The sequence below is a fragment of the Rhizobium sp. YTUHZ044 genome (assembly GCF_051123975.1).
Taxonomy (GTDB): domain Bacteria; phylum Pseudomonadota; class Alphaproteobacteria; order Rhizobiales; family Rhizobiaceae; genus Rhizobium.
Genome location: NZ_CP101426.1, coordinates 618,335 through 628,671, shown reverse-complemented (window position 1 = coordinate 628,671; position 10,337 = coordinate 618,335). Strand labels below are relative to the sequence as shown.

The following is a 10,337-nucleotide window of genomic DNA, read 5'->3' as shown; positions in this document are numbered from 1 at the left end:
CCTTATCACATAAGGAATTTGCGATGCTCAAACTTCTGCTCGCCCTGTCGATCGGCGTCTTTTTCGTTTCGCCGCTTCAGGCCGGTGACGTCCCTCCCGTCATGAAGGCCTGCGTGCCTGGGGTGAAGCATTGTGAACGATGGACTCAGGAATTCCAGACGGCGCTGGCGCTGGCACAGAAGGGCGATCATGCCGCACAGCAGACCGTGGCTTTCTGCTTGTCTTCCGGATGCCATGGCGCGGTGAACGTCGACAAGGTGGCCTCCTGCAGCTGGCACCTCGTCATCACCAATTCGGCTGCGGCCACCGTGCTCGACCGGTCCAACCTCAGGAACACCTGCCGGCCGATGACGCCGGCTCAGAAGGACGAAGCCCGTGCTCACGCCGGCGAGCTCGTCCGCAAGATCTACAATCGTGACATGGCGGCGACCGACCAGATGTAGCCTGGCCTCCTCCGGTTCTCGGCAACGGCTGGCGCGAAAAATAAATCCCGTTGCCGTCCCGGCTTTCGCAGCTATGCTGCCGACACAGAAAATCGGGAGGACCATAATGATCCTGCACTGCGTGTTCCTGCGGCTGAAGACGGCGCTGACGATGGACGACAAGCAATCGCTGTTCGAGGCGATCGTCGCGCTGAAACAGGTCATCCCCGGCATTTTGGATATCAAGTACGGGCCGAATGTTTCGCCCGAGGGCCTGCATGCCGGCTTCGTCGATGGCTTTGCCGTGACCTTCGAAAGCGCTGAAGCGCGGGATGCCTATCTCGTCCATCCCGCCCATGTTGCCGTCGGCGAACGTATCGTCGCCTCGACGGACGGCGGCCTTGCCGGCATCCTGGTCTTCGACCTCAATCTTTAGCGTCTAAAGCGCGCCGCTTGAATCAAAGCCTCATGCGACGCGCTTTCAGAGCGGCCAGCCTTTAGCTCGATTTCGCCATGGCGGCGGCGAGCTGGTCGACATTGTAGCGGAACATCTTCTCATAGGTCGGCGCCGGGCCCTCGGCGTCGGAGAGCGATTCGACAAAGAGCTCGCCGCCGGGCTCGGCGCCGGTTGCCTTGGCGACCTGCTTGACGAGGCGCGGATCGTTGGAATTCTCGAAGAAATAGGCCTTCACATGCTCACTCTTGATCTGCCTGATCAGCTTGGCGACGTCGGCGGCGGACGCCTCGCTCTCGGTGGAAAGGCCGAGCGGCGCGAGGAAGCTGACATTATATTCGCGGCCGAAATAGCCGAAGGCGTCATGGCTGGTCAGCACCTTGCGGCGGTCGTCGGCGATCTTGTCGAATTTCGAATGGGCGTATGTGTTGAGCTCGTCGAGCGTCTTTGAATATTTCTCGGCATTGGCCTTGAAGGCAGCGGCATCGGCCGGATCGGCCGCCGACAGCGCCTTTTCGATATTGGCAACCCAGACCTTGACGTTGACGGGACTGTTCCAGACATGCGGGTCGGTGATCTCAGAACCATCCTCTTCCATCGTGCGGGTGGCGATGCCTTCGGAGACCGTCACCGGCTTGCCCTTGTAGCCGGAGGCGGTGATCAGCCGGTCCATCCAGCCTTCCAGCCCTTCGCCGCTGACGAAGGTGACCTGCGCCGCCTTCAAATTCTTAGCATCGGCGGGTGACGGTTCGAATTCGTGCGGATCGCCGTTCGGGCCGACGAGGCTCGTCACCTTCACATGATCGCCGCCGACCTCTTTGACGACATCGGCAAGCACGGTGAAGGAGGCAACGATTTTCAGCGTTTCGGCCGAGGCGGGTGCGGCCGAGAGCGCCATCAGGGCGGGCAGTGCGGCGGCGGAGAGAAGCAGTCTGCGTGAGGTCATCGAAGTCTCCTTGGGGTCAGCCCTTCAGATGCGGGCGGGGAAAGAGGCGCCGGGCGATGCCGGATGGCGCGAAAAGGATTGAGAAGGCGTAGATCAGGGCTGCCGTCATGATGATCGTCGGGCCGGAGGCGAGTTCGAGATGGTAGGAGGCGATCAGGCCAAGATAGCCGGAGGCGGCGGCGCTGGCGGTGGCAATCAGCATCATGGCGGGCAGGCTGCGCGACCAGAGCTGGGCGACGGCGGCCGGCAGCATCATCAGGCCGACCGCCATCAGCGTGCCGAGCGCCTGGAAGCTGGCGACGAGGTTCAGCACCACCAGCAGCAGGAAGAGGACATGATAGGCCGGGCCGCGGCCGCCGACGGCGCGCAGGAAACCCGGATCGAAGCATTCGGCCACCAGCGGCCGGTAGATGGCGGCGAGGACGACGAGCGTCAGCGAAGTGATCGCGCCGATCTGATAGAGAGCGGGCGCATCGATCGCCAGGATGGTGCCGAACAGCACATGCAGCAGATCGATGTTCGAGCCGCGCAGCGAGACGATCAGCACGCCGAGCGCCAGCGATGCGAGATAGAAGCTGGCAAAGCTCGCATCCTCCCGCAGCACGGTCATGCGGCTGACGGCACCCGAAAGCAGCGCCACCGAAAGGCCGGCGACAAGGCCGCCCAGGCCCATCGCCGTCAGCGACAACGAGCCGGCGAGGAGATAGCCGATCGCCGCCCCCGGCAGCACCGCATGGCTCATGGCGTCGCCCATCAGGCTCATGCGTCTCAGCATCAGGAAGACGCCGATCGGCCCCGAGCCGAGCCCGAGGCAGAGGCAGGCGACGAGGGCACGCCGCATGAAACCGAAATCGGCAAAGGGCGCCAGGAAGAGATCGTAGGCCGTCATGCCGCCGGCGCCTCTCGCGGTGAGCAGGCCGCGGCGTCCTCGTCCCAGCGCTCGGACATGGCGCGCGCCTTCATCAGATTGGCGGAGGACATGACCTCGGCGGTCGAGCCCCATCCGACAAGCTCGCGGGCAAGCAGCAAGGTTTGCGGGAAATGCGCCCGGACGAGCTCGAAATCGTGCAGCACGGCGATGACAGTGCGGCCCTCGCCGTGCCAGCGGATGACGAGTTCGACGAGATCCCGGGTCGTGCGGGCATCGATTGCGGTAAAAGGCTCGTCGAGCAGAATGACGCCGGCATCCTGCAGCAGCAGACGGGCAAAGAGCACACGCTGGAACTGGCCGGCCGAGAGCGACCCGACATGGCGACTGGCAAAGCCGTCGAGGCCGACGGCGGCAAGCGCCTCGCCTGCTCTCTTCAGGTCGAGGGGGCCGACACGGCCGAAGGCTCCCCTCGCCTTCCAGACGCCGAGCATGACGGTGTCGATGACCGAGATCGGAAAGCGGCGATCGATCTCGGCCGCCTGCGGGAGATAGCCGAATTCCGCCCGGCCGAGCCGGTGCTCGACCCGGCCCTCGGCCGGACGAAGCTCACCCATGATCGCCTTCAGCAGCGTCGACTTGCCCGCCCCGTTCGGCCCGGCAATCGCCGTCAGGCTGCCCGGCGCAAAGGCGCCGGAGACATGATGGACGGCTGGATGCCTGTTATAGGCGATGGTCAGATCGTCGAGGCGGATCAGCGGCGTCATGGCAGCAGAACCGCCCAGCGGATGGCGAGCCAGAGGACGGCAATGACCAGTGTGATGCCGACTGCCCTCGATAAGGCCGATTGTCCCATGAGGCTGATGGGAAGGCGATCGGGGTTTCGCGGCATGGCTGATCCTAAAATGTAATAACATTACTGCCGTAATGTTATAACGATTGCGGCAAGATTGAGGCTTGGACTATCGTGGAATTGAAAAGGGCGCGAACGCCATGCCCTTTCTTGGCGTCGGCCCCTTCATCTCGGCCCAGGAGATGGCGGCTGCCCCTCATCCGCCTGCCCGCACCTTCTGCCCGCTTGCGGGGCGAAGGGACACGCCGCGACCTCTCCGTTCCCCGGTAGACTCTCGCTTGGCAGGTCCGCTCTCCCCGTTTACCGGGACAGGGTTAGGGTGAGGGGCAGCTACTCCGCATGACAGAGCAGCCGTGGCCTGGGAAGAAGGAGGGCGTCTCCGCCAATTCGCCAGCACACGAGCGGCGCGGCAACAATTGAAAAGGGCGACCGAATGGCCGCCCCTTTATCTCTCGGAATGAAAACTCAAAGCAGTTCCAGCATCGCCGCTGCACCGGAAATCGTCGCCTGGCCGGGGCTTTCCTCGACGTTGAGGGCTTTGACGACGCCGTCTTCGACCAGCATCGAATAGCGCTTGGATCGCAGGCCGAGGCCGCCGGCGGAGAGGTCGGCTTCGAGGCCGACGGCCTTGGTGAAGGCGGCGTCCCAATCGGCGAGGAAGTGGATCTTGCCGAGCCCGCCCGAGGATTGCGCCCAGGCGCCCATCACATGCCAGTCGTTGACGGCGAGAACGGCGATGTCGTCGACGCCCTTGCCAAGAATGGTATCGCGGTTTTCGAGATAGCCCGGCAGGTGGTTCAGCGAGCAGGTGGGCGTGAAGGCGCCCGGCACGGCAAAGAGCACGACGCGCTTGCCGGCAAAGAGCTGCTCGGTGGTGATTTCGACCGGGCCGTCGGTGGTCTTTTCCTTGAAGGTGGCGGCCGGAAGCTTGTCGCCGATCGCGATGGTCATGGTTTTCTCCTCGGGTTTGGCTTGTTGGGTTCGTGCTCTGCGGCGGGCGCCGCCTGGGAATAGGGCGACTATAAGTGCCGGTCACTCAAAGGCAAGCGTGGTCTCCATCGCCCTGTCGCCATCGATGACAAGCACGCCCCAGCGCTTGCCTGACATGTCGTAATCCCTGGGCAGCCTGCCGATCATCATATCGGTCTTGAAGGTGGCGCCATCGCGTTTGCCGCCGCTCTGCTTGGTGAAGGCATAACCGCTCGGGCCGGTGACGATGATATCGGGGGACCCCTTGCCGTCACCCGGCAGAGCGAGCGTCAGCGACAGCGTCTTCCGATCAGCTGAGATCGCATGCGCCGTCACCTTGAAATCATCCGACGGCGGCTTCGGCAGCGTCGCGTCAGCGGCCGCCAGGATCGCCTCTTCCTCCGGGTGCGACTGCATGGCGCGGCCGAGCTTCAGGCTCAAATTCGCCTGGAAGGGAACGCAGATATCCCTGCAGATGCCGATGAAAGCCGAGGCGTCAATCTCGACTCCGCCTTTGCCAGCCGCCATCAAGGATAGCGGCAGCGTCACCGGCGCGTCATAGGCGATATCCTCGATCCCGCCTTTGAAAAAATGCTTCGGGACGGGATAGGCAATGGCATCGAGGGTCACACCGCTGGCCGGCGCGATGGTGACCTGAGGCGGAATGCCGCTGTTGCCGGGCTCGCGCCAATAGGTGATCCAGCCGGGTTTCGGTTCGATCTGCAGGCCGGCGCGGATTTTGCCGCCGGCATCGGGCGCCAGCGCCACCAGGCGCATGCGGCCGCCCTCGGCCTCGGCCCAGGCGCTCATCTCCGCTTTTGCGGAACAAAAGGGGACGAGGGCCGCGGCCACGGAAATGACCGCCATCAAAAGCCGTCGCGGGGCCATGAAAATAATCATCATGGAACAACGGTTTACCGAAAGTGCTCTCTGGCCGCCAGAAGCCGCGGCCATTTAAATCTTCATTTTCGGTTGATTGATTTGTGACATTGGCCCATCTTTCTCTTGTCGGGGCCTTGGTGCGGTCTGGCAGCAGGAGGAACGATGTCCTTATCGACGCTGAAGAACAGACGGGAACGTGGCTTCTTCGATGGCCAGTTCCTCATCGCCATGCCCGGCATGGAAGACCGCAATTTTGCGCGCACAGTGATTTACATCTGCGCGCATTCGGATGCCGGCGCCATGGGCTTCGTCATCAACCGGCCACAGAGCCTCACCTTCACCGACGTGCTCCAGCATCTCGACATGATCAAGCAGGAAGAACCGATCGTGCTGCCGCAGCGGGCGCGCGATTTCCCGATCCAGACGGGCGGCCCGGTGGAGAGCGGCCGCGGCTTCGTGCTGCATTCGGACGATTATGCCAGCGACTCCTCGATCCCGGTCAGCGACGACATCTGCCTGACGGCAACGCTCGACATCGTGCGCGCCATCTCCAAGGGCGCGGGGCCGAAGCGCGCGACGATGCTGCTCGGCTATTCCTCCTGGGCGGCCGGCCAGCTGGAAAACGAGGTCGCCAACAATGGCTGGCTCACCTGCCCTGCCAATGAGGAACTGATCTTCGACCGCAATCTCGACGACAAATACGAGCGGGCGCTCGCCGGCATGGGCATCAACGCCGCCATGCTTTCGGCTGAAGCCGGCCACGCCTGACGGTCGCGGCTCACCTGACGGTCGCGGCTCACCTGACGGTCGCGGGAACGAATAGGCGCGAGTGACGTTCCCTTCCCGCGCGGACGAGAGGTCCGTCGCCGAGAATGGAGACATCACAGATGGGTAGCACCAGCGACAAGATTTCAGGCAAGGCAAACGAAATTGCCGGCAAGACCAAGCAGGCCGCCGGCAAGGCCATGGGCGATCGCGACATGCAGGCCAAGGGCGACGTCCAGGAAGCCAAGGGCAAGGGGCAGGTCGCAGCCGGCAAGGTCAAGGACAAGCTCAAGGGCGCCGTCGACCGGCTCTGAACCACAGCAGCCCGGATAAACCATGCCTGCTGCGCACGCGCGCAGCGGGCATTTTTAATCCGCCCCCCGCCTTGCAGAGATCAGTACGATGAAACTCTTTGCCTGCGACAATTGCGACCAGGTCGTCCACTTCGACAATCGTCACTGCGTGCGCTGCAACCATCGCCTCGGCTTCCTGCCCGGCGACCTCGCGATGCATGCGCTGGAGCCGCGCGATGAGACGGCCTGGCAGCTCGTTTCCGATCCCGACCGGCACGTGGGCTTCTGCGCCAATGCCGGCCTCGACATCTGCAACTGGCTGGTGGAGGACGAGAGCGACAGTGAATTCTGCGCCGCCTGCCGCCACAACCGGCTGGTTCCGAACACCGATACCCAGAACGGCATAGACCGCTGGCGGCGCATCGGTCAGGCGCAGCGTCATCTCTTCTATTCGCTGCTGCGCTGGAGGCTGCCGCATCCCGATCGCGGCGAAGATCCGCATGGCGGCCTGGTCTTCGATTTCCTCGAGGATTCCCTGCAGGGCAACGGCAATGTCGTGCCGGCCATGACCGGCCATGAGGAAGGCCTGATCACCATCCGCGCCGCCGAAGCCGACGACGCCACCCGCGAACAAGCGCGCAGCTCGATGAACGAACCTTACCGCACGCTGCTCGGCCATTTCCGCCACGAGACCGGCCATTTCATCTGGAACAAGCTGGTGCGCGATCAGAACGGCCTCGATGATTTCCGCGCCGTCTTCGGCGACGAGCGGCAGGATTATGCGGCGGCCCTCCAGAAACACTATGCCGCCGGCCCGCCCTTGGGATGGCAGGATAATTTCATCAGCGCCTATGCTTCGTCACATCCTTGGGAGGATTTCGCCGAATGCTTCGCGCATTACCTCCATATCGTCGATACGCTGGAGACGGCCCGCGCCTTCGGCATCGCCATCGATCCGCGCGGCCACGAGGAAATCGCAGGCGAGGTCGATTTTCTTCCCTATCGGGCACAGAGCGCCGAGCAGCTCGTCAGCGCCTGGGTGCCGCTCAGCCTCGCAATCAACGCCATCCAGCGCAGCATGGGCCAGCCCGACTCCTATCCCTTCGTGCTCTCCTCGCCTGTTGTGGCCAAGCTCGAATATCTGCATCGGCTGATCCAGGGGGCGGCGACGGCGTCGCAGCATTGAGATGAAAAGTGCTCGTCATCGGATGAGTCCGCCCATTGTCGGCTTTCGGGGACGAATTGGCTGGGACGACACCAGATATTCCGTCATCCTCGGCCTCGAGCAGGTCAAGCCCGAGCATGACGGAGATTGGGTTGAACCGACGGGCACATTCACGCCGCCAGTGCTTTATTGAGAGAGGTGCGTAACGGCAAAACCTCCCACACTTAAAACGAAATCGCCTTGCCCTTCTTGAACGGCTCCATGCCCCGGCGCGCAAGTTCATCCGCGCGTTCGTTTTCCGGGTGGCCGGCGTGGCCCTTGACCCAGTGCAGCGTCACCTTGTGGCGGTTACGGGCTTCCTCAAGCGCCTGCCAGAGTTCGGCATTCTTCACCGGCTTCTTGTCCGATGTCTTCCAGCCGTTTTTCTTCCAGCCGAAGATCCACTTGGAGATGCCGTCCTTGACGTAGGCGCTGTCGGTATAGAGGTCGACTTCGCAAGGGCTCTTCAGCGCCTGCAACGCCGAGATCGCCGCCATCAGCTCCATGCGATTGTTGGTCGTCTCCGCCTCGCCGCCGCAAAGCTCCTTTTCGACCTCGCCATAACGCAACACTGCGCCCCAGCCGCCGGGACCGGGATTGCCGGAACATGCGCCGTCGGTGAAGATATCGACGTGTTTCATAGGCTCAATCCGTATTCGGCGGCCGAGCCGATCTGGCGGTGGAAGCGCAGCTTGCGCAGATATTCGAGCGGGTCCTTCTTGGTGACCATGGCGCCCTCCGGCGTCATCAGCCAGTCATAGAGCCGGGTCAGGAAGAAGCGCAGCGCCGAGCCGCGCGCGAGCACCGGCAGGGCGGCGATTTCTTCACCGCTCAACGGCCTGATGCTCTGATAACCCTCGAGCATCGCCATGCCCTTGGTGATATTGTAGGCGCCGTCCTTCTCGAAGCACCAGGCGTTCAGGCAGATCGAGACGTCATAGGCGAGCAGGTCGTTGCAGGCGAAATAGAAATCGATCAGGCCGGAGAGCTCGTCGCCGAGGAAGAAGACGTTGTCGGGGAAGAGGTCGGCATGGATGACGCCGGACGGCAGGCACTTCGGCCAGGCGGCGGCGAGAAAATCAAGCTCCTTGCGGATCTCGCCCTGCAGGCCGGGTTCGACCTCGTCGGCACGCGCCTCGGACTTCTCCCAGAGCCCCCGCCAGCCATCGAGCGACAGGGCGTTCGGCCGTTTCAACTCGAAGCCCTCGCCGGCCACGTGCATTTCGGCCAGCGCCCGGCCGACCTCGCGGCAATGCTTTGCCTCCGGCTTTCTCAGCCACATGCCTTCGAGGAAGGAAATCAGCGCGGCCGGGCGGCCGGAGAGCGAGCCGAGCAGCGCGCCGTCGCGGCGCGGCAATGGCAATGGACAGGACAGGCCGCGGGCCGAGAGATGCTGCATCAAGCCGAGGAAGAAAGGCAGGTCACTCTTTTCCACGCGCTTCTCATAAAGCGTCAGAATCAGCGGCGCCTTGGAGGTATGCAGCAGGAAATTGGAGTTTTCGACGCCTTCGGCGATGCCCTTGTAGGAGAGCAGCGTGCCTGCATCATATTCCGTCAGGAACCATTTCAGATCGTCTTCGGCGATATCGGTGTAGACTGCCAAGTGAAGTCTCGTCTCTGTATGATGGATGGATGACCTGGGACGCGATCGCGGCCTAGCCGTTGACGAACGCCATGTCGGCCGCGGTCAGCTCGATGCTGCGCAATTCGCGGTTGACCAGGAAGTTTTCGGTTTCCTGCACCGTCTCGGCCAGTTCGACGCGGGCATCGAAGCGGGCGCGGAAGGCTTCGATGATTTCGTTGACGATCACCTCCGGCGCCGAGGCGCCGGCGGAAAGGCCAAGCGTCGAAATCGCGCCGATCTCCTCCCAGTCGAGCTCTGCGGCGCGCTGGACGAGGATCGATTTCTTCGCCCCTGCCCTCAGCGCCACTTCCACGAGGCGCTTGGAATTGGAGGAATTCGGTGCGCCGACAATGATGAAAAGATCGCAGCCGGGGGCCGCCTGCTTCACCACTTCCTGGCGGTTGGTCGTCGCATAACAGATCGAATCCGCCGCCGGCGCAGTCAGGTTGGGAAATCGCTCCTGGAGGCGGGCGATGACGCCGGCGGTATCGTCGACCGACAGCGTCGTCTGGGTGACATAACCGAGATTGTCGGGGTCGGCCGGGGCGTAGGCGTCGGCATCCTCGATCGTCTCGATCAGCGAAACCGCGCCTTCCGGCAACTGCCCCATCGTGCCGATCACTTCCGGGTGGCCGGCGTGGCCGATGAGGACGACGTGGCGGCCAAGTCGATTGTGGCGCATTGCCTGCTTGTGGACCTTGGAGACCAGCGGACAGGTGGCGTCGAGATAGAAAAGGTTGCGGCTCGCGGCATCCTCAGGCACCGATTTCGGTACGCCATGGGCCGAGAAGACCACCGGCTGGGCCCGATGCTCGGGCGGGATCTCGTCCAGTTCCTCGACGAAGACGGCGCCCTTGGCCTCCAGCCCCTCGACGACATAACGATTGTGGACGATCTCGTGGCGCACATAGACCGGCGCGCCATAGGATTTCAGCGCCAGCACGACGATCTGGATGGCGCGGTCGACGCCGGCGCAGAAGCCGCGCGGCCCGCAGAGCCTGATCGTCAAGGGAGGTTTCGCCGCAATATTCATGTCCGTTCCGTCAAAATTCCGTCC

The 10,337-nt window shown here is 63.3% G+C and carries 13 protein-coding genes; 5 read left to right on the top strand and 8 right to left on the bottom strand.

The window, feature by feature from the left end; genetic code table 11:
- Positions 1-23: 23 nt before the first annotated feature.
- Both NL154_RS03005 and NL154_RS03000 read left to right on the top strand, forming a co-directional pair.
- A complete protein-coding gene (locus NL154_RS03005) occupies positions 24-443 on the top strand; it encodes a hypothetical protein (protein ID WP_210628910.1) in 420 nt (139 codons plus the stop codon).
- A gap of 106 nt (positions 444-549) precedes the next feature.
- Positions 550-858, top strand: coding sequence for a Dabb family protein (locus NL154_RS03000; protein ID WP_210628911.1), 309 nt, complete (start codon positions 550-552; stop codon positions 856-858).
- A 61-nt stretch (positions 859-919) separates the two neighbouring features.
- On the opposite strand, the gene NL154_RS02995 is transcribed toward NL154_RS03000, so the two are convergent.
- From NL154_RS02995 to NL154_RS02975, 5 genes are all read right to left on the bottom strand, one after another.
- Complete coding sequence (locus NL154_RS02995) at positions 920-1,822, bottom strand: metal ABC transporter solute-binding protein, Zn/Mn family (protein WP_434733541.1); 903 nt, start codon at positions 1,820-1,822, stop codon at positions 920-922.
- A 16-nt stretch (positions 1,823-1,838) separates the two neighbouring features.
- Complete coding sequence (locus tag NL154_RS02990; protein ID WP_221122527.1) at positions 1,839-2,711, bottom strand: metal ABC transporter permease; 873 nt, start codon at positions 2,709-2,711, stop codon at positions 1,839-1,841.
- Positions 2,708-3,457: a metal ABC transporter ATP-binding protein gene (locus NL154_RS02985; RefSeq protein ID WP_434733540.1), complete on the bottom strand. Its 750-nt coding sequence runs from the start codon at positions 3,455-3,457 to the stop codon at positions 2,708-2,710. Before NL154_RS02985 ends, NL154_RS02990 begins: the two co-directional genes overlap by 4 nt.
- A gap of 551 nt (positions 3,458-4,008) precedes the next feature.
- On the bottom strand, positions 4,009-4,494 hold the full coding sequence (locus NL154_RS02980; protein ID WP_434733539.1) for a peroxiredoxin: 486 nt from the start codon (positions 4,492-4,494) through the stop codon (positions 4,009-4,011).
- A gap of 81 nt (positions 4,495-4,575) precedes the next feature.
- Positions 4,576-5,415, bottom strand: a complete 840-nt coding sequence (locus NL154_RS02975) for a protein-disulfide reductase DsbD domain-containing protein (RefSeq protein ID WP_434733538.1) — start codon at positions 5,413-5,415, stop codon at positions 4,576-4,578.
- Positions 5,416-5,556: 141 nt separating this feature from the next.
- Here NL154_RS02975 and NL154_RS02970 point away from each other — a divergent pair, with 141 nt between their 5' ends.
- The 3 genes from NL154_RS02970 to NL154_RS02960 all read left to right on the top strand — a co-directional run bounded on the left by NL154_RS02970 (position 5,557) and on the right by NL154_RS02960 (position 7,638).
- On the top strand, positions 5,557-6,162 hold the full coding sequence (locus tag NL154_RS02970; RefSeq protein ID WP_088396070.1) for a YqgE/AlgH family protein: 606 nt from the start codon (positions 5,557-5,559) through the stop codon (positions 6,160-6,162).
- Positions 6,163-6,281: 119 nt separating this feature from the next.
- Positions 6,282-6,473, top strand: coding sequence for a CsbD family protein (locus NL154_RS02965; protein ID WP_210628917.1), 192 nt, complete (start codon positions 6,282-6,284; stop codon positions 6,471-6,473).
- An 88-nt stretch (positions 6,474-6,561) separates the two neighbouring features.
- A complete protein-coding gene (locus tag NL154_RS02960; RefSeq protein WP_221122523.1) occupies positions 6,562-7,638 on the top strand; it encodes a zinc-binding metallopeptidase family protein in 1,077 nt (358 codons plus the stop codon).
- Positions 7,639-7,841: 203 nt separating this feature from the next.
- On the opposite strand, the gene rnhA is transcribed toward NL154_RS02960, so the two are convergent.
- Genes rnhA through ispH form a run of 3 tightly spaced genes read right to left on the bottom strand, consistent with a single transcriptional unit; the run spans position 7,842 to position 10,313 of the window.
- The gene (gene rnhA, locus NL154_RS02955) at positions 7,842-8,297 is read right to left on the bottom strand and encodes a ribonuclease HI (RefSeq protein WP_210628919.1); all 456 of its coding nucleotides are present in this window, start codon (positions 8,295-8,297) and stop codon (positions 7,842-7,844) included.
- A complete protein-coding gene (locus NL154_RS02950; protein WP_434733537.1) occupies positions 8,294-9,259 on the bottom strand; it encodes a homoserine kinase in 966 nt (321 codons plus the stop codon). The genes rnhA and NL154_RS02950 overlap by 4 nt, the downstream gene beginning before the upstream one ends.
- 52 nt (positions 9,260-9,311) lie before the next feature.
- Positions 9,312-10,313, bottom strand: coding sequence for a 4-hydroxy-3-methylbut-2-enyl diphosphate reductase (gene ispH, locus NL154_RS02945; RefSeq protein WP_210628921.1), 1,002 nt, complete (start codon positions 10,311-10,313; stop codon positions 9,312-9,314).
- Positions 10,314-10,337 lie beyond the last annotated feature (24 nt).